Origin of the sequence: Brevundimonas sp. LjRoot202, from assembly GCF_964253355.1 — a bacterium.
Classification (GTDB): Bacteria; Pseudomonadota; Alphaproteobacteria; order Caulobacterales; family Caulobacteraceae; genus Brevundimonas.
In genome coordinates this window covers 1-18,886 of sequence record NZ_CAXUQW020000008.1, presented here as the reverse complement: position 1 = coordinate 18,886, position 18,886 = coordinate 1, and the positions used below count along the sequence as shown (strand labels likewise).

18 protein-coding genes are annotated in these 18,886 nt (G+C 68.5%); 1 reads left to right on the top strand and 17 read right to left on the bottom strand.

The features are described from left to right. Window position 1: 1 nt before the first annotated feature. Entirely contained in the window at window positions 2–772 is a 771-nt protein-coding gene (pgeF, locus tag ACSQ1L_RS12705) for a peptidoglycan editing factor PgeF (protein WP_435995146.1), read from the top strand. Here the strand turns inward: pgeF and lpxC are convergent, their stop codons facing one another. The 17 genes from lpxC to ACSQ1L_RS12620 all read right to left on the bottom strand — a co-directional run bounded on the left by lpxC (window position 773) and on the right by ACSQ1L_RS12620 (window position 18,784). Then, on the bottom strand, window positions 773–1,672 hold the full coding sequence (lpxC, locus tag ACSQ1L_RS12700; RefSeq protein ID WP_435995265.1) for a UDP-3-O-acyl-N-acetylglucosamine deacetylase: 900 nt from the start codon (window positions 1,670–1,672) through the stop codon (window positions 773–775). Window positions 1,673–1,858: 186 nt separating this feature from the next. Further along, entirely contained in the window at window positions 1,859–3,451 is a 1,593-nt protein-coding gene (ftsZ, locus tag ACSQ1L_RS12695) for a cell division protein FtsZ (protein WP_435995144.1), read from the bottom strand. A gap of 242 nt (window positions 3,452–3,693) precedes the next feature. Then, complete coding sequence (locus ACSQ1L_RS12690) at window positions 3,694–7,041, bottom strand: TonB-dependent receptor domain-containing protein (protein ID WP_435995142.1); 3,348 nt, start codon at window positions 7,039–7,041, stop codon at window positions 3,694–3,696. A gap of 253 nt (window positions 7,042–7,294) precedes the next feature. Further along, window positions 7,295–8,200: a DMT family transporter gene (locus tag ACSQ1L_RS12685; RefSeq protein WP_435995140.1), complete on the bottom strand. Its 906-nt coding sequence runs from the start codon at window positions 8,198–8,200 to the stop codon at window positions 7,295–7,297. A 61-nt stretch (window positions 8,201–8,261) separates the two neighbouring features. Next, window positions 8,262–8,726: a DUF2269 family protein gene (locus ACSQ1L_RS12680; RefSeq protein WP_435995138.1), complete on the bottom strand. Its 465-nt coding sequence runs from the start codon at window positions 8,724–8,726 to the stop codon at window positions 8,262–8,264. Further along, window positions 8,723–10,024 (bottom strand): SDR family oxidoreductase, encoded by a 1,302-nt coding sequence (locus ACSQ1L_RS12675; RefSeq protein ID WP_435995136.1) that lies wholly within the window; start codon window positions 10,022–10,024, stop codon window positions 8,723–8,725. Before ACSQ1L_RS12675 ends, ACSQ1L_RS12680 begins: the two co-directional genes overlap by 4 nt. A gap of 28 nt (window positions 10,025–10,052) precedes the next feature. Further along, a complete protein-coding gene (gene ssb / locus ACSQ1L_RS12670) occupies window positions 10,053–10,529 on the bottom strand; it encodes a single-stranded DNA-binding protein (RefSeq protein ID WP_435995134.1) in 477 nt (158 codons plus the stop codon). Window positions 10,530–10,679: 150 nt separating this feature from the next. Beyond that, entirely contained in the window at window positions 10,680–11,132 is a 453-nt protein-coding gene (locus tag ACSQ1L_RS12665; protein ID WP_435995132.1) for a hypothetical protein, read from the bottom strand. Beyond that, window positions 11,132–11,788: a hypothetical protein gene (locus ACSQ1L_RS12660; RefSeq protein WP_435995130.1), complete on the bottom strand. Its 657-nt coding sequence runs from the start codon at window positions 11,786–11,788 to the stop codon at window positions 11,132–11,134. The genes ACSQ1L_RS12665 and ACSQ1L_RS12660 overlap by 1 nt, the downstream gene beginning before the upstream one ends. A 71-nt stretch (window positions 11,789–11,859) precedes the next feature. Next, a complete protein-coding gene (locus tag ACSQ1L_RS12655; RefSeq protein ID WP_435995128.1) occupies window positions 11,860–14,616 on the bottom strand; it encodes a transcriptional regulator in 2,757 nt (918 codons plus the stop codon). A gap of 267 nt (window positions 14,617–14,883) precedes the next feature. Further along, entirely contained in the window at window positions 14,884–15,720 is an 837-nt protein-coding gene (locus ACSQ1L_RS12650) for a flagellin (RefSeq protein ID WP_435995127.1), read from the bottom strand. 132 nt (window positions 15,721–15,852) lie between these two features. Continuing rightward, on the bottom strand, window positions 15,853–16,140 hold the full coding sequence (locus ACSQ1L_RS12645) for a flagellar protein FlaG (protein WP_435995125.1): 288 nt from the start codon (window positions 16,138–16,140) through the stop codon (window positions 15,853–15,855). A gap of 88 nt (window positions 16,141–16,228) precedes the next feature. Next, window positions 16,229–17,059 carry a flagellin gene (locus ACSQ1L_RS12640; RefSeq protein WP_435995123.1) on the bottom strand — a complete coding sequence of 277 codons (831 nt, stop codon included), beginning with the start codon at window positions 17,057–17,059 and terminating at the stop codon, window positions 16,229–16,231. Window positions 17,060–17,494: 435 nt separating this feature from the next. Then, complete coding sequence (locus tag ACSQ1L_RS12635) at window positions 17,495–17,968, bottom strand: hypothetical protein (protein ID WP_435995263.1); 474 nt, start codon at window positions 17,966–17,968, stop codon at window positions 17,495–17,497. 2 nt (window positions 17,969–17,970) lie between these two features. Beyond that, window positions 17,971–18,354, bottom strand: a complete 384-nt coding sequence (locus tag ACSQ1L_RS12630; RefSeq protein WP_435995121.1) for a M15 family metallopeptidase — start codon at window positions 18,352–18,354, stop codon at window positions 17,971–17,973. Beyond that, complete coding sequence (locus ACSQ1L_RS12625; protein ID WP_435995119.1) at window positions 18,354–18,632, bottom strand: hypothetical protein; 279 nt, start codon at window positions 18,630–18,632, stop codon at window positions 18,354–18,356. Before ACSQ1L_RS12625 ends, ACSQ1L_RS12630 begins: the two co-directional genes overlap by 1 nt. Next, window positions 18,629–18,784, bottom strand: a complete 156-nt coding sequence (locus tag ACSQ1L_RS12620; protein ID WP_435995117.1) for a hypothetical protein — start codon at window positions 18,782–18,784, stop codon at window positions 18,629–18,631. The genes ACSQ1L_RS12625 and ACSQ1L_RS12620 overlap by 4 nt, the downstream gene beginning before the upstream one ends. Between the last annotated feature and the right edge of the window lie 102 nt (window positions 18,785–18,886).

The window sequence follows — 18,886 nt, the reverse complement described above, 5'->3', positions numbered from 1 at the left end:
CATGGCGCTGGAGCCCATCACCCACCCCCTGCTCGACCGCGCCGGCGTCCGCCACGGCTTCTTCACGCGGCACGGCGGCGTCTCGACCGGTCTCTACGGCAGCCTCAACACCGGCATCGGCTCGAAGGACGATCCGGCCGCGGTGGCCGAGAACCGCCGGCGGGTGGCAGAGCACCTCGGCGGCGCGCCCGACGACCTCGCCGCCTGTTACCAGATCCACTCCGCCGTCGGCCGCGTGGCCGAGGCGGGCTGGAAGGGCGACCGGCCCGAAGGCGATGCGAGCGTCACCCTCGCGCCGGGCGTCATCTGCGCCGTCCTCACCGCCGACTGCGCTCCCGTCCTGCTGGCCGACCCAGAGGCCGGGATCGTCGGCGCGGCCCACGCGGGCTGGAAGGGCGCGCTCGGTGGGATCATCCACTCCACCGTCGCCGCCATGGAGGCGCTCGGCGCCCGCCCCGCCCGCATGGTCGCGGTGATTGGGCCCTGTATCGCGCAGGCGAGCTATGAGGTTGACGCCGCCTTCCAGGACCGGTTCGAACACCACGACCCCGGCGGCGCGCGCTTTTTCGCTCCAGGCGCGGCGGTCGATAAGCGGCAGTTCGACCTGCCCGGCTATGTCCTGTGGCGGCTGGAACAGGCCGGCGTCGGCGCCGCGGCCTGGACCGGCGAGGACACGCGAACGGACGCGGCGCGGTTCTTCTCGAATCGTCGGGCGTATCTGAATGGAGAGCCGGACTTCGGCCGGCAGATGAGCGCGATCAGCCTCGGCTGATCAACCGGCCATCGCCATCTCAGGCACGCGGGTCACCTCGCGCCACGCCTGCGGATTGGCCAGCAGTTCGCGGACCAGCAGGTTGTTGATGTGGTGGCCCGCCTTGACGCCCTCGTAGCGGCCCAGCAGGGGCGCGCCCAGCACGTACAGGTCGCCGATGGCGTCCAGCGCCTTGTGCTTCACGAACTCGCGCTCCATGCGCAGTCCGCCCGGATTGAGAATCTGGTCGCCGTCGATGACCACGGCGTTCTCGAGGCTGCCGCCGCGGGCCAGGCCGGCCTTGCGCAGGGCCTCGACCTCGTGGGCGAAGCCGAAGGTGCGGGCGGCCATGATCTCGTCGCGGAAGGTCTGCTCGTCGACCACGAAGTCCACCACCTGGTTGCCGATGGCGGCCGAGGCGAAGTCGATCTCGAAGCGCATCTCGTAGCGGTCGCAGGGCAGCAAAGCAGCGGTCTTGTCGCCGTCCTGGACCCGGATCGGTTCAAGAATCTCGATATAGCGGACCGGGGCTTCCTGGCGGCGGAAGCCGGCGCGGTCCAGCAGCTGGACGAACTGCAGCGCCGAACCGTCGAGGATCGGCAGTTCCGGCCCGTCCACCTCGACCACGGCGTTCGACACGCCCAGGGCGGCGAAGGCGGCCATCAGGTGCTCAATGGTCGACAGGCGGACGCCGGCGGCGTTCTCGATCATGGTGTTCAGGCGGGCGTCGACGACGGCCTCGCCGGAGACCGGAATGCGGTTGTCGCGGTCCTTGATATCGGTGCGCACGAAGACGATGCCGGTCCCGACCGGCGCCGGACGCACCGCAAGACGCACCCGGTCGCCCGTGTGCACGCCCACGCCGGCGATGATCGCGGGCGCGACGGTGGTCTTCTGGTGATGGTCGTTGCGGACCGGCAAACTCAAACTCGCTTCAATTGCGCGCCGCCTCTACGTGCGGACTTCGCCCCACGAACCGTCTAGCGGCCCCGGAGCGAGGGGAAAATGAAAGTCGGGTTTCGGATTGTTTCGGTCTGACACAGTCCGGAACGGCGACCGCCCCGGAGCCTGGGCTCCGGGGCGGCCTGACGTTCCAGGTGTCGCGGCCTAGTTGGCGAGGCGGCGCAGGAAGGACGGAATCTCCAGATCGTCCTCGGCCTCACCCTGTTCGGGCTCGGGCGTCGGCTGGACCTGGCTGGTCGAGCGCATCTCGGTGGTGCGCGATTGCGGCGCGTAGGTGGGCTGGGTCGTCTGACGCTTGCCGCGACCGAACAGGCTCCAGCCCGACTTGCGGTGGTCCCGGTCGTCCAGATCGTCGTAGGCGGGCTCTTCCCGGCGCGGCTCGGGCGTGGGCGCCGGGCGCTCGCCCATGCGATCCATGTAGAGGTCGCCCTGGGCCACCGGGGCCTCCGCCTGGGCGGCGGTGCGCGGCGCGGATTCGTATTCCTCGACCCAGGGGTCGACGATCGGCTCGAGAGCGCGGTCCTCGGCGACGTGGATCACGGGCTCCGGGCGCGGCTCAGGCGCGCGGGCCGCCGTACCGTAGGTCGGCTGGCTGGACTGGAAGGTCGGGACGATCGGAGCCGGCTCCGCCTGGCGGGGGGCCTCGGCGCGAACCGGCTCCCGCACCGCTTCCTGACGCACCGGCTCGGCGCGCGAGGCGGCGTACGACGGGGCCGGGCGGCGGGTGTCGAAGACCGGGCTCGAGGTCGACGACGGCGACTGGGCCGCGGCCAGGTCTTCCATGCCGGTGGCCACGACCGAGACGCGGATCTTGCCGTCCAGGGCCGGGTCGAAGGCGGCGCCGAAGATGATGTTGGCGTCGGCGTCAACCTCGCCGGCGATGGCGTTGGCGGCCTCGTCGACTTCCAGCAGGGTCATGTCCATGCCGCCGGTGATGTTCACCAGAACGGCCTTGGCGCCCTTCAGCGAGGTTTCGTCCAGCAGCGGGTTGGCGATGGCGTTCTGGGCCGCCATCAGGGCGCGGTCGTCGCCCGAGGCCTCGCCCGTGCCCATCATCGCCTTGCCCATTTCGGACATGACGGCGCGGACGTCGGCGAAGTCGAGGTTGATCAGGCCCGGCAGGATCATCAGGTCGGTGATCGAGCGGACGCCCGAGTGCAGCACCTGGTCGGCCATGCCGAAGGCGTCGGCGAAGGTGGTGCGCTCGTTGGCGACGCGGAACAGGTTTTGGTTCGGGATGACGATCAGGGTGTCGACGTAGCGCTGCAGCTCGGCGATGCCGGCGTCGGCCAAGCGCATGCGGTGACGGCCCTCGAAGGTGAAGGGCTTGGTCACCACGCCGACCGTCAGGATGCCGCGGTCGCGGGCGCATTTGGCGATGACGGGGGCCGCGCCGGTGCCGGTGCCGCCGCCCATGCCGGCGGTGATGAAGACCATGTGGGCACCGTCCAGGTGCCCGTAGATCTCCTCGGCCGATTCCTCGGCGGCGTTCATGCCGACCTCGGGATGGGCGCCCGCGCCCAGGCCCTGGGTGATGGTCTCGCCCAGCTGGACGCGGCGGTCGGTCTTGGCGAACGACAGATGCTGCGCGTCGGTGTTGGCGACGACGAACTCGACGCCTTCAAGGCCGGCGTCGATCATGTTGTTGACGGCGTTGCCGCCGGCGCCGCCGACGCCGAAGACAACGATGCGGGGCTTCAGTTCCGTGTGTTGCGGACGCACCAGCGAGAGAGACATATTCTTATCCGACCTTATCCGACCCTGCCCTTGAACGCCGCCAATGCGAAAACCCCGCCGAATCGCATTGGTTATGAGCGCGTTAAGGAAACACCCCATCTGCTTAAGGGAGTGTTACCGGATAGTCTGAGTCGGGCCGCGAGCCACGGGAATCGTTAACCTTCACGGCAAATAGCCCTGTGGACAAAGAAAAGGGCGGCTCTCGCGAGCCGCCCTCTCCAGTCTTGATGGTGTCGTTCGTCTTAGAACGGACGGTAGTTCAGGCCGATGAAGTAGCGCGGGCCGTACGGGTCGAAGTTCGAGTACAGCGTCGTGCCAAGCCACGGGGCCTGTTCGGCGTCGAAGGCGTTGACCACGCCCGCGCGCAGCGAGAGATCGTCGCGGACGTTCCAGCGCACCGTGAAGTCGTGGCGGGCGTAGTTGCCCGTGTCGGTGTACTCGACCGGCCGGTTGTCGACGTTCCCAACCAGGTTCCGCAGTTGGACGATGTCCTGCGAGGTCTGCCAGTCCATCGTCCAGTTCACGCTCCAGACGTCGTTGGGCGAGTAGGTCAGCGACGAGGTGAAGCGGACGCGCGGGTAGAACAGGCCGCTGCTCAGCTCGGTGCCGTCTTCCGGATCGGAGGAGTTCAGGAACTGCTCCTGCTCGATCAGCCACAGACCGCCGATGGAGTAGTCCAGACGACCCCAGTTGCGGCCGAAGGTCTCTTCCATGTCGACGCTGTAGCGCGCCGTGAAGTCCAGACCGCGCGTGGCCAGGGCGGCGTAGTTGATCGAGCCCTGGATGAAACCGCCGATCGGATCACCGACCGGACCGCCGACCCAGAAGTCCGTGCCGGCCGTACCGCGATTACGGAAGATCGTGTCGCAGGCGGCCTGGTTCAGCGTGTCGCCGCTGACGCAGTTGTTCGCCGCGGCTTGGGCCGAAACCGAAGCGATGACGTCCTCGATCTCGATCTCGTAGTAATCCAGGACCAGCGAGAAGTTCGGCATGAACCGGGGCTGGATCACGGTCGAGAAGGTGAAGGACTCGGACGTTTCCGGCTTCAGGAACGGGTTGCCGCCCAGAACGCCCGCGATGCCCGAGGTGTAGTTGGGCAGGAAGTCGTCGGTCGTCGTCACCGTGGCGCCGGCGAAGTCGAACGCGAAGCCCTGCTGGGCCGCGAGCGTGGTGCAGTTGGCGATACGGTTATCGCGGACTTCGTCGTCGGTCAGGTTGCCGATCACCGCCGTGGAGCAGGGATCGGTGAAGCCGTTGGCGAAGGTCTGGCTGAAGGGCGAGAAGTTCTCACCCAGGTCCGGCACGCGCACCGAGGAGTTGAAGCTGGTCTTGAAGGCGATGTCCTGGATCGGACGATAGATCAGGTTCACGCCGTAGACGTCCACCTCTCCCACCGTCGAATAGTCGGCGTAGCGGTACGAACCGCTGAGTTCAGCGTACTCGCCCAGCCAGCTGTCGCGGAACAGCGGGATCGAGAGTTCGGCGAAGGCCTCGTCACTCTCGTACTCGGCGCCCGCAAAGTCAGGGCCGGTGTTCATGAACAGCAGACGACCGTTGGTGTCCCGGTCACGGCCCACGCCTTCGGTATACTCGCGGCGGTGTTCGGCGCCGACGGCGACGCCGATCGCGCCGGCTCCCCAGAAGTCCCACAGCTCGCCGGCGACCGAAGCGATGAACTGCTCCTGCTCGTTACGCTCGGTGATGCCGATCGTGGCGTCCACATAGGCCAGGGCCTCGGGGCTCTGGTTGCCATCGCCGAAGATGTTCAGCGGCACGCACTGATCGACATCGGCTTGGCCGTAACCCTGCATGGTGCGGACATCGTCACCGCCGAAGATGCCGCCACCGAACACCAGCGGCAGGCCTTGGGCGTCCAGCAGCTGGGCGCGGCAGACGATCTCGCCCGGCGTGCCGTTGACCAGGCCGGCGGTGTCGACGACCGAGTCGGCCGCGAGGGCGAACCGAAGCGAGTCGACGCCGCGTTCGCGGTTCTCGACCTCGACCTCACCGTAGGTGTAGCCGATATCCCAGTTGATGTTGTCGACGAACAGCATCTGGTCGAGCGACCCCCGCAGGCCGGCGACGTAGCGGGTCAGAACGCGCTCGTTCTCCTGGGTCCGGTCGGGACCGAACATGGTGTGGCGCGCCAGCTGGAGCGGCACCTGGCCGAGCAGCGGGCTCGGGTTGTTCGCGGTCGCCGGGCCGTACACGTTGAGCATGTTGGTGGCGATGGCGTTCTTCACCAGCGTCGGCAGGAAGGCGTTATCGTCCCAGCGCAGGTCGATCGACTGCACGCCCCAGATCGAGTTCAACTGGGTGGGCGCGTAGGAGGTGTTGTCCAGGTCGAAGTCGAAGAAGGTCGGCTGGCTGACGTCGAAGGTGTCCTCGACGACGTGCTTGACCTCGAAGAAGGCCTCGACGTTGCTGGTCAGCTCGAGGTTGCCCCCGACCTGGAAGCGGGCCGATTCCGACTCGGGCACCCGCGACAGGGTCGAGAAGTTCGCCGCGTTCACGCCATCGCCGCCGTAGTTGTACGGACGGCTCACGCCGGTGTTGCCGATCCGGGTGCCGAAGTTGGCCGGACGGGCGGTCGTGCCGTCGTACCAGTAGGTGTAGCCCGGAGCCACCGCATAGCAGCTCGAAGCGTAGGTGAAGAAGCAGGAGCTGCCGGCGAAGTTGGCGACGTCGGGGTCGCTGGTCGGGCTGAACTGCGTCTGGTGGACGATGGTCGTCTGACCCCACTGCGGGCGATCCATACGCAGCGGCGCGCGGAACAGCTGGGCATCAATGTCGCCGTCCGTCGGCGCGCCCAGCGCCGGGTTGGTCGGGTCGGCGTCCGTGCCGAGCAGGTAGTAGCCCTCGTCGATCCAGTCGATGTCGAACGAGGTGACGGCGTCGACCTGTTCATATTCGGCGTGGCCGTACAGGTTCAGGCGGTCGTCGAAGAAATTGTGGCCGATCAGGGCCGAAATACGGCGCGACGCCTGACCGTCTTCGTTGATCATGCCGTAGTTGGCATCGATCTCGACGCCTTCGAAGTCCTTGCGCAGGACGAAGTTCAGCACGCCGGAGACGGCGTCGGCGCCGTACACCGACGAGGCGCCGCCGGTGACGATCTCGATGTTCTCGATCAGCAGGCGCGGGATGGTGTCGATATCGACCGCGAGCGAGCCGCCGTTCGAGCCGACGTGGCGGCGACCGTCCACCAGGGTCAGAGTGCGGTTGGAGCCGAGCGAGCGCAGGTTGGCCAGCGACAGGCCGCCGTCACCGAGGCCCGAGCCCGTGGTGTCGGACGGAACGACCGAGTTCGACAGGGCCGGGATGGTGGCGAGATAGTCGATCACCGTCGTCTGACCCGTGGTCAGCAGATCTTCCCGGGAGACCGAGATCAGCGGGGTCGGGGAGTTGGTGGGATCGCGGCGGATACGCGAACCGGTGATGACGACCTCTTCAATTTCGGTCGCCACCGGCTGCTGCCCCTGGACGTCGACGCCCGGCAGCTGGGTTTCTTGAGCCAGAGCCGGAGCCGTGGCGGCCATGACGCCCGCCAGGATCGTCGTGCCGAAAAGATATTTGCGCTTGAGAAGCATGAGATAGGCCCCAACCGATTATGAATGCGAGACGCGGCTTCCGCCTCACGACGGACTCCGTTCGAATTCTCAAGCTATCAGCAACAGCGGCAGCGGCAAGCGAATGTGGCCAATCGGCGCCCGATCAAGGCCACGCCTGTAACAATCCGGTCACAGTGCTGCCGCGCACTCGACACGCTCGCCGCACCCCAAAGAAGGGTCGCAGACATTCGGCCAACACGGGGCGTTCTGACGCCGCGCCCTCGGAAACGCCCTAGGCCTTTGCAGCGCCCGCCCTGAGGCCCCGCTCCGCAAGCGCCACGACGGCCACCCCGCCGATGGTCAGGGCCGCCCCGGTGAGGATCTGCGTCGTCAGCACGTCGCCCATGAACAGCCAGCCGATCAGGATCGAGACCACCGGCGTGGCCAGCAGGTAGGGCGTGACCCGCCCGGCCTCGCGTTTCTGGACCAGCCAGAAGACCATGGTGGTGGCCAGCACCGACGACACCAGCCCGGCCCAGAGCACGCAGGCCCAAACCAGCGGCGTGGCCTGCTGGAGCGCCTCGACCTGCCCGCGCTCGAACACGGCCGAGGCGAAGGCGAGGCTGGGCAGGGCGGTCAGCGCCAGCAGGCCCTGCATCTTCAGCGGCGGGATCGACGTCGTCCGACGCGCGACCACGGTGGTGATGGCCCAGGCGGCGCTGGCTGCGATTCCGACGAGGATAGCCTTCCAGTCCGCGATGGCATGCGGATCCAGCGTCATCCAGGCCACGCCCACGAAGGCGACGCCCATGCCGACCATCGCGGACCGCGACAACCGCTCGCGCAGCAGCAGGAAGGCGAACAGGGCCGTGAACGGCACCCACAGCTGGGCCGCGACCGAGACCGGGCTGACGTCCTGCGCCAGCCAGAACGCGAGATAGATCAGGCCGTAGTGGATCGGCCCGCCGACGCCGACGATGATCAGCAGGCTCTTCCAGTTTGGAAACGGCGGGCGCACGAACGGGATCAGGCACATCGCCGCCAAGGCGAAGCGCAGGGCCCCGACCAGCAAGGGCGGCACCGTCTCGGTCGCCAGCTTGGCCGCCGCGTTGTTGACGCCCCAGATCACCACCACGGCCACGATGGCGGCGATCTCGATCAGGGAGAGCGGGCTGTGGGGCTTGTCGGGCGTGGTCACGGGACTCGATTAGCCTGTGCGGCGCGGCCGCCGCACGACACTTTGCATTTCCGAATGTGGCTCACAGCGCCGGTTTGAACAGCATCAGGGCGTAGATTCCGATCACCGCCGCGAACGCCGGCCAGCCGAGGGCGAACCATGTCCAGTACAGGCGGTCATAGGCCGACGGCAGGCCTTCGCCCCTCGACGCGGCAGCCTCGGCCAGACGGGCCATGCGCCATTGAATCCAGACGACCGGCAGCCAGCACAGGCCAACGAAGACGTAGAGGCCGTAGGTGGCCAGCAGCCACCGCTCCGTCAGGCCGTAGCCGTGAAGGCGGATCAGCCAGAAGCCGGTCAGGGGCTGGATCACGACCGCGCTCGCGGTGAACAGGAAGTCGGCGACCACGACGATGCGGGCCACCCCGGCCACCACCCGGGCGTCCCGGGTGCGGGTCGCCCAGACCATGAAAAAGGCGATGCCCAGCCCCGTGCCGAACAGCACCGCTCCGGACAGGACATGGATCAGCTTGAGGAGGTCGGTCATCGCCGCTCGTCCGTGGCCGCGACGAACAGGCAGAGCGCCATCATCGGCAGCACCTTGAGCCATGGCCCGAGCGGGTCCAGCCAGTAGTGCGGCAGACTGATCGACGCGGCGACAAGGTAGCCGACCGTGCCGAGCGCCATCAGCATCGCCACGCGCGCGGTCCACGGCCGGACCAGCAGGGCCAGACCGAGCACGACGTCCAGCAGGGCGCCGAACCCCGCGACCACCGGGGCGCTCGCGCCGTAGCCGCCCTCCGCCAGAACGGCCAGCGCCGCCTCCCGGCCCGGTCCGAAACTGATCAGCCCCGTCAGGATCCAGAACAGGCTGAGCGTGACGATCGCGACGGGCCGCACGCACCACAGACGGGCGTGCCAGACGTCCTGCACCGAAGCGGGCGTCCGGGTCAGGTGGGCGGCCAGGCTCCGCGGCCGCACGCCCAGCTCCGCCACCCATCGATCCGGATCGCCCTCCACCCCGTAATTCATCTGGCGGATCGAGGCCGACCGCAGCGGCGAGGACCATCCCAGCCATCCGGCCAGATCGCCCAGGGCGATGGCGGGGGCGGTGAGAACGTCGGGCAGGGCGACGACCGGCGCCGGCTTCAGTCCCAGCCAGCCCCGATAGGCGACGAGGATTTCCGCCAGGGTCAGGCTCTGCGGGCCCGCCACGTCGAGCTTGCGCCGGACCGGCGCGCCCGGGGCCAGGCCCGCGACGACGGCGGCGCAAAGATCGTCCATCGCCACGGGCCGGAACCGCTGTCCACCGCCCGGCGCCGGAATGAAGCCGGGAAACGCCGCCAGGGCGCGGATCAGGCCCGTGCCCCCGAACACCGGCCGCGCGACCACCAGGGACGGGCGCAGGATCAGCCAGTCCAGCGAACTGGCCTCGAACAGCCCCTCCCCCTGCGCCTTGCTACGCCCATAGGACGTGCCCGCCTCGGCCTCCGCTCCGACCGCCGACAGATGGACCACCCGTCGCACGTCCAGCGCCTCGCACGCGGCGATCAGGGCGCGCGGACCGGAGACATGGGCGATGGCGGTGCTGTCCCGGCCGCCGTCCTGAAGCACGCCGATGCAGTTGACCACCGCGTCGATCCCGTCCAGCAGCGGGGCCCAGTCGTCGGCGTGGAGGAGGTCGGCGAAATCGGCATTCACCCACGCCAGGCCGGGCGCCCGGCGCGCCGCCGCCCGTGGATCGCGCGCGCCGGCGCGGACCGTCCATCCGGCCTCCGCAAGGGCGGCGGCCACATGGGCGCCGATGAAGCCGTTGGCTCCCAGCACCAGCACCCGAGGCGCCACTGTCGTCGCCCCCCGGCCCGATCGATTCCTAGAACGGGATGTCGTCGTTCAGGTCGTAGCTTTCCTTGGGACCGCTCGGCTTGTTGGCGCCGCCGGTCGAGAAGCCGGAGGAATAGTCGTCGTCACCGCCGCGCGAGGCGCCGCCGGCGCTGTCGGCGCGGCCGCCCAGCATGGTCAGCTCACCGCGGAATTTCTGCAGCACGATCTCGGTGGAGTATTTCTCGACGCCGTTCTGCTCGTATTTGCGGGTCTGCAGCGAGCCCTCGATGTAAACGGTCGAGCCCTTCTTCAGATAATTCTCGGCCACCTTGACGATGTTCTCGTTGAAGATGACCACCCGGTGCCACTCGGTCTTCTCCTTGCGCTCGCCGGTGGCCTTGTCGCGCCACTGCTCCGAGGTCGCGAGCGACAGGTTGGCGACGCGTTCGCCGGAGTTGAGCGTGCGGATTTCCGGGTCCTTGCCCAGGTTGCCGACCAGAATGACCTTGTTGACGCTGCCCGCCATCATCGAATCCTTTTTGCAGGCCCGCCATGCTTGGTGCTGGCTTGAGGCCGGTTGTTCATTGGGCCCCGGGGCGCCAGGCGCCGGCGGGGCCGGGTTGATTTCGTGGCCGCAACCCTAGCTGATCGCGGCTCGATGTTCCAGTTTTGTTCGCTACGGGGCCGTAGCTGGCGAGGGCGAGGGTTCGGGCGGCGCCGCAACGCCGATCGGACGACCGGTCTCGTCCCGCGCGATAGCACCCGGCACCGCCAGCCGGCCGTCACCGGTCCGCGCCATGGCGATGAAGCGGGAGCCCTCAAGCGACTTGCCGATCCACACCCCCTCGCGATCGATGAAGATGTACTGCCCGTGATAGGCGCCGGTGACTTCCTGACGGCTGCCGCCCTGACGCAGGAAACGTAGCCGCATCTCCTCCAGGCGCGCCGCGCAGTGTTCGATCTGGGGCTGGTTCTCGGCCAGCTTGTTGAAGACGGGGGCCTCCCCCTCCTCGCCGACTTCAACGGCGAAGCAAACGCCTTGCACGTATGGAGCCTCGACGGAGTCGTTGCAGCTCGCCAGGGCCAGTGCGCCGAGGCCGAGGGCCATGAAATAGGGAGCGCGGGTCATCAACGGAGGTCCGGGAATTGGCAGCTGCGGTCCTGTTCGACCAAGGTGCGGAAGCGATTGTTGTCGGGCGACTGCTCGACCCGCCGGGGCACGAGCCGCAGGGTCGTATTGCCCCAACGGCCATACAGGGCGTCGCCGGGCCGGACGCAGGTGCCGGAATAGAGCGCCTGCACACAGGCGTTCAGGCTCATATTGGACGACAGGGCACGCCAGTCGGAACCCGTGTGGCGCAGGCACTGAGCGCCGGCCGCGGCCTGAACCGGGGCCGGTTCGGGCTGGCCGGGTTCCGGCGTCGCCGCAGGCATCGGCTCGATCAGCTCGACCGGCGGCTCGACGACCGGCGCGGCCGGCAGGGCGACCAGGGCGCCCGTTTCGTCGACCCCGACGTCGAGAGAGTCGGTGGCCACGCCGTTACGCCGCGCGCAATCCGGCAGGGTCGCCAGGCCGACGAACTGCCCGTCGACGTAGCAGCGCAGCTCCCGGGTCGTATTCAGTTCGGGCGCCTCGGCGACATCGACCGTCAGTCCGCCCTGCGCAGCCGGCGGCGGAGCGGGGTCGCGGTCGCGCCCTCCTGAAAACACCAGGCCGATCACCACGGCGGCGACGACCGCAAGGCCGGCGCCGAGGGCGATGAGGATGCGGTTATCCTGAGGCATTGAGAGCTCGCGCGGCTGGGGAGTCCAATAACCCTGCCGGGCCATGCCGCGTCAACGGGCTTGGCCCAACCCTAGCCGCCCAATCGCGCCAAGGCGGCCTGATAGTTGGCGAGCTGGTTCGTCAGATAGGCGGGGACCGGCCCGCTGACGGCGGCGGACGCCGCGGTGGCCGGGTCCAGCGAGCGGTAGGCGTCGCGGACGGCCTTCATCGCGGCCTGGATTCGCTCACCAGCGGTCTTGACCGCAGCGGCGTCCCCCAGCCGGAGATCGCCCGGAAGGTCGAGGCCGAAGGTCTTGCGGACGTCGTCGCCCGTCGAGGCGCCGATATAGCCGGACGACAGCCCGAGCCCGGCCAGGGCGTTCCGCCCCGTCTCGCCCGGGGTCAGCACGGCCCCGGACTTTCCGTCGCGCGCCATGATCGACAGGCGCTGGAAACCGCCCATGGTGGTGGTGACCTCGCCGCTCCTGCCCGTGATGGAGCCGCCCTCGGACGCCACGGTCACCTTCAGCTTGCCGTTCGAGGCGATCTCGATCTTGCGCGCCAGACTGGCCAGGGTGTCCTTGGCCGCGATGGTGACCGACACCGAACGCCCGCCGTCGGCCGGACTGATGTAGAAGCGGTCGCCGACCCGCAAAGAGGTCGCGTCGACCAGCCGCTTGGAATCGCTCTGGTCGATCTCGCCCTGCGGCAGTCCCAGACGGTCCAGCACGCTGGCGCCGCCGGCCGCCACGGCCAAGGTCAGGGGGCGCGCCTGGTCTCCGTCGCCGGACCAGGTCTTCTCGTATTCGACGGCCCCGCTCAGCGGATCGATGCGCGCCAGATAGCCTCTCGTCGGGTCCGTCTCGTCCGCGGCGGGATCGCGATCGGCGACGCCCGTGATCCAGACCTTGCCGTTGTGGACCTTGACGTCCGCGGCGCTGTCGTCGCCCGCCCCGCCGTACCAGGTCATCCGGTCGCCCGCCGAGGCGGTCAGGTCGCCGGCCAGGGTGGCGACGAAGACGTCCTTGCCGCCGGAGTGGGCCGTGGTGGTCGTTCCCGCCGACAGCCCGCTGTCGCGGCTCGTGCCGGTCAGGATGACCTGGCCGCCCGAGACCGAGACGCCGCTGACGTCGCCGCTGATCGCGCCGAGGTCCCGGGTCGAGGCCAGGGTCGGCGCGCCCGCGGCGTCCAGGGTGAAGTGGCGCACCACGGCGCGGCCGTCTTCGACACCGGCGGTGTAGAGGTTCGACCCGTCGATGGTCATGGCGTCGACGCTGTCGTCGCTGGCCGAGCCGAATTGCGTCGTCGCCGTCGCCTTGGCGACGATGCCCGCGGTCGGATAGGCCTCCCCGGCCTTGAAGGCCTGGACATAGCTGTCCCACCCGCCCACCGCGGAGGCCCCGGGCACAGCGGAGCGGGCACGGCCGCCGACATAGACGGTTCCATCGACGCCGAAGCTGACCGAGGTCGCCTCATCGGCGGCGCGGGCGCCCCGCCGCTGGGTCCAGACTTCCTGGCCATCCTTGTCGAAGACGGTGACAAAGCTGTCGGCGACGTCCGCGACGACGCCGGTCTTTCCGGCGTCCGCCGCCGAGGTGTTCAGCGCGCCCGTAACCGATCCCGCCACGGCGACGTCGCCGTTGGCGTCGATCGCGATGGCGTAGCCGCTGGCCGTCGAGGCGGCGCCGAGCGTCCGCGTGGCCACCAGGCGGCCGGCCGGATCATACTTCATCAGGGCCATGTCCTGGACGCCCTTGATCGGCTGCGTGTCCGGTCCCGCCGTGACGTTGGCCACGATCCATAGGGAACCGTCGGGGGCGACGGCGCTGGCACGGACATCCTCGACCCCTTCCGGAAGGGCCTCCTGCGACACGCGCCCCTCGATCCAGTGGGTCTCGCCGACGCCGCCGGCTGTCGGCGCGGCCGCCGTGCCGCCGTCGCTCTGGAATTTCAGCAGTTGCGCCCCGCCCTCGGCGCCTGACGACTGCACGACATAGACGGCGTCCGATGTCTCCGCCGCCGTGAAGCCGACGGTCTCGGTCGAGGAGGCGCGAATGGCCAGGGCCCATTTGTCCGGACCGGCCGGCAGGGTCACGGCCTTGCCGTTGACCTGAACCGTCCTCGGCTCCGCCTTGATCTGCTCACGGCCCAGACGGGTGTCGAAACCAGCCGCCTCCAGCTTGCTGTTGATGTGGATCAGGACGTTGTCGAGCGTCCGGGGCGTGGCGCCCATGTCGGCGAGGTCGATCGGCACCGCGGTGGTCTGCGAGTCCGTGATTCCGACGGGCACCTTGATGGTGATGCTGAAGCGGGTGTCGCCCTGGAAGGCGGCCACAGGCGTGTCGACGGAGCCTTCGTGGATCGGGCCGGTGACCGATCGGGCGCTGTCCCGCGGCACGGCGGCCGTGGTCTTGCTGGTCATCGTCGAAGTGCCCTGCACCATCCGGATGGCGTCGAACTCGGCGCTGGACAGCCATGAACCGATCTCGGTCAGGCCGGAGGTGAAGCGCTTCGTCAGCTGGGACAGTTCCAGGCTGCTGACCCCCTTGGTCGCCGCCCGGTTGACGAGGGCGTTCAGCGTGTCCAGCCCCTGATAGAGGGCGAAAAGCTTCCGGTAGTCGGCCGACGCGGACTTCACATCGAGCTGGGCGGCGCCCTCGTTGATGAATTTGCGGCCGCCGAGGGCCGAGCGGACGAGCGCGTCCTGTTTGGGCGGCTCGACACTGCTGGACCACGGCGGCGTGGGCTGCTTGCGGGCGGCGTCGCGCAAGGCGGTCGCCACCGCCGGGTTCGACGCCATGGGCGCGCCGCCGCCGAAGAGTCCCAGGATATAGCTGTTGTCGATCACACCGCGCTCCCGGCCGCCAGTGTGACGGGGCGAACGTAAAGAGGTCTTAACGTCCGCCGACGGAGCGACTCCGAACGCGACTCAGGGAACAATGGCTGGCGGCGATTGTTAAGCGCTCGCCGTTGAAGCAGGAGACGTGCCGCATGTCCGCCGTCGTCGAAACCTTGAGATCGCTGCTCGCCCTGTACGGATTCGGCCATCGCGCCCAACGGCGGCGGCCCGCGCCCGTCTATATCGGCCGCTCTGGAAACGGGCGGGTCTGAGGCTTTAGCCGCCCCGGAACAGCGACAGGATGATCTGCGGCGCCTGGTTGGCGATGGACAGGGATTGCGCGCCAAGCTGCTGCTGGACCTGCAAGGCCTGAAGCCGCGCGCTTTCCTTGGCCAGGTCCGCGTCGACCAGATTGCCGATCCCGGATTCCAGCGTATCGACCAGCTTGGTCACGAAGCTGTTGTGCGATTCGATCTGCTTGGCCTGGGCGCCGATCTCGCCGAGGGACGCGTTCAGCTGAGAGATCGAGTCGTCAAGACGGGTCAGGGCCTGGGTCGCGCCGGTCAGCGTCAGCAGGCTGTCCGACATCGACAGCTCGATGATCGATCCGCCCAGGCTGAGGTCCTTGGCCGACAGGGTGACGAACGACGAGGCGTCGGCGTTGGCGATGAACTGAATTCCCACCGACAGCGTGCCGTTGAGGATGTTGCCGCCATCGAAGGTGGCGTTGCTCACGGCCGAGGAAATGGTCTTCAGCAGCGCCCGAAAGTCAGCGTCCAGCAATTCGCGCGACTGGGTCTTGAGCGACGAATCCTTCGCGGCGACCACCTTCTCCTTCAGCTGGTTCAGCAGGTCGGAGATCGATTCGCCGGCCGACAGGGCGACGTCGGCGATCGAAGTCGCGCGGTCCAGGCTCTGCTTGACGGCGCCGAACGCTCCGACATCGGCCCGCTGCTGCTGGGCGATCGCCCAGATGGCGGCGTTGTCCTTCGCGCCCTCGACCTTCAGGCCGGTGGAGATACGGCTCTGCACATCGCCCAGCCGTTCGTTGGTGCGCGTCAGGTTCTGCAGCGCGATGGCGGCGGAAGTGTTGGTATGGACGCTGTTCGTCATCCGGCTCGGCCCTTCAAGGTTTGACCAAGGCTAGGGGGCGAACGGTGCACACATGGTTAACGGCCGCCGACGACGATTTTCACCGCGCGGATCGCTCCTGCGCGGCGGGCCTTCCGGATACGCTGGAGAGCGTCAGGCCTTGGTGTCGATCACCGACCCGGCGCTGTACTGGACCGCCTGCATCAGATCGACGACCTGTTCGCGAGGCAGCTGTTTGACGACTTCGCCGGTGATCCGGTCCAGCGTCTTGTAAATGAAGGATCCGGAGTGCGGCCCCTCCTCGATCACCAGGCGATAGCGGGCGGCTCTCTCGGCCTCCTGCGCGAACCTGGAATCGTGGAAATCGCCGCCCGCGTCGGACGCGGCGGCGGGCTGAACGGCGGTCGCGCCGATCGGATCTATCCTGGCATTGTTCTCCATCTCTCCCTCCGACGATCAGCCGGCGTTCCGCGTCATGCGGGCGGATCGGTCGGGCGGAGCCGCGAGGCCCCGCCCTTCCGTTCGATCCTTAGCGGAACAGTCCGAGCAGGATGGAGGTGCCGGAGTTGGCGATCGACAGCGCCTGCACACCCAGCTGTTGCTTGGTTTGCAGGGCCTGCAGTCGGGCGCTCTCCTTGGCCAGATCGGCGTCCACCAGGTTGCCGACGCCGGCTTCCAGGGAGTCCTGGAGCTTGCCGACGAAGTTCAGGTGGGTGGCCAGCGACTTGGAGCCGGTGCCGAGACGCGCCAGCGAAGCCGAGACGTTGTCGATCGAGGCGTCCACCTTGGCCAGGGCGGCCGTGGCGGTGCTGACGCTGCTGATCGACTCAGCGGCGGCCAGCGTCACGATCGAACCCGACAGGCTCATGTCTTCGTCGTTGATCGTGATGGTCGAACCGGCGACGTTGGCCAGAGCCTTGAAGCCGGCGGTCGCGCTGCCGTCGAGCAGGTTGACGCCGTTGAACGAGGCGTTCGACACCACGGTCGCGATCTGGTCGCGGATCGAGGTGAAGTCTTCGTTCAGGGCGCTGCGGGCCGAGGTCGACAGCGACGTGTCCGTCGCGGCGAGGGCCTTTTCCTTCAGCTGGATCAGCAGATCGGAAACGCTTTCGCCAGCGGCCAGGCTGACGTCCACGGCCGATTGGCCACGGTTCAGGCTGTCCTTGACGGCGTTCAGGGCGCCGATTTCGGCACGTTGCCCCTGGGCGATAGCCCAGATGGCGCCGTTGTCCTTGGCCGACGAGACCTTCAGGCCGGTGTTGATGCGGTTTTGAACCGTGCTCAGTTCATTGTTGGTGACCGAGAGGTTCTGGAGGGCGATCATCGCGCCCACGTTCGTGTTTACGCTGTTCAGCGCCATGACACGTAGTCCTTCTTCAAGGTGTCCGACGCCATTTTGGCTGCCGGGAGCTTTCTGCTCGGCGGTGTCGCAGCAAGGACGGGACCAGACCGGAATCGCCCGTGCCAATGTCGCCGCCGTTGATTTCCCTGCGTTAGTTCCTGTTAAGCACGTCAACCACCCGGCAGGATGTGCCGGGCGCCCGGCAAGAACTGCCCGCCCACCCGGCAGATGTTGCAGACAGGTCCGTGGCGCCGTTTCGCGAATTGGCGCGCCGACAGCGCCAGACCCGCCAGATCACGAACTCACCAGGGCCAGGGGCGACGGCGCGGCGTCTGCGCCGCGCGCCACCGGTCCTGAAGATCTCGCTCCGCCAGGAGGGTCTCCACGGCCAGTTCCCGCGCCGTCTCACAGGCGAGCAGGGCGGCGCCGCGGGCGACATAGGCGACCTCGAGATCACCCTGCGTCGGTCTCTCGGGAAGTCTGTCCAGCACGCAAGGCGTCATCGCCGGCCGGGGCAGGCTCAGCCGAGGCGGAGCGGCAGACGGCGGGAGCGAGGCGGCACAGCTCGCGATCGTGGCGGACAAGGCGATCGGCGCGAGCCGGATCCAGCGGGATAGAGGCGTCATGGGCGCTCCGGGCCTGGGCCGTCGCGACAGCGGTCGCCCGCTCGACCGCCACGGCCTGTTGATGGTGGTGTTGGAGGCGGCGGGCCTGTTCGGCCATGCCGTCGGCTTCGAGGCCGCGCGCGAGGGCGTCCGAGGCGGCGGCGGCGGCGTGCACCTCGGCCGTCCTCAGGCGCCGCTCGGCCAGGCCGAACGGATCCCAGCGCAGGCCAAGGCCGTGGCCTGGCCAGACGACGGCGAGGGCGAGGGCCATAAACAGCAGACCCCAGCCGACCGGGGTCAGCACCCGGAGGAACGACGGCATCTTCACGGGAACACCTTCCGATCGAGTTCGAAATGCGGCCCATCGCGCAGCCTCGGCCAATCGCCGCCCCAGACGATGGCCGTGCCCTGCCGGACCGCGGCCGCCTTGAAGGCGGCGGCGATGCGCGGATAGAGCGGCCAGTCCCAGCGGACCTGGCCGTCGACCATGGCCGCCACGTCGATGGCGTGGCCGGTCAGGTGACGTGAGTGCTTCGTGCGGCTGGCGCCGGCACGAACCAGCGCCGCCTGCCGTTGGGGCGTGCGCACGCCTTCGGTGACCATGAAGTCGACGGGACTGAGGGCCAAAGCCTCGCGGGCCAGGGCGACCAGCCGGGGATGAACCCCGTCCAGCCGTCTGAGCGAGCGTTCGGAAAGACGGAAGCCCATCAGCGCCCCTCCCTGCCCAGACCGGGACGAAGGGTGCGCAGGCTGGCGATCAGCTGCTGGGCCGTCGGCGCGACCAGATACAGGATCATGATCAGGGCCAGCAGCGCCATCAGCCACTGGGCCAGCCGCGGCGCGGCGGCGGGCGGCGTCAGGACGATCAGGCGGTCCAGCAGCAGCCAGGCGGCGGCGCTGGTGGCGAAGACATAGAGGCGGCGCCACAGCCAGCGCCCTTCGGCCAGGGGCGAGGGCGTGGGCGGCGGCGTGAGCGGGTCGGTCATCGTTCATCCTCCCGCTCATCGACCGGGTGCCCGTCCCGGCGCAGATCGGCGTCGGCGTGGGCGAACAGGTCGTGGTCGGACAGGCGGATCGGGACCTCCCAGACATCGAGGTCCAGCAGGAGGGCGTCAGGGTTCTTGCGGGAGCGAGGCATGGCGTTCATCCCTGCGCGATCAGCCAGACGCGTCCAGATCGGAAGCGCACACGTCTGAACTCCAGTCACGGACTATTATCTCGTATGCCGTCTTCTGCTTGA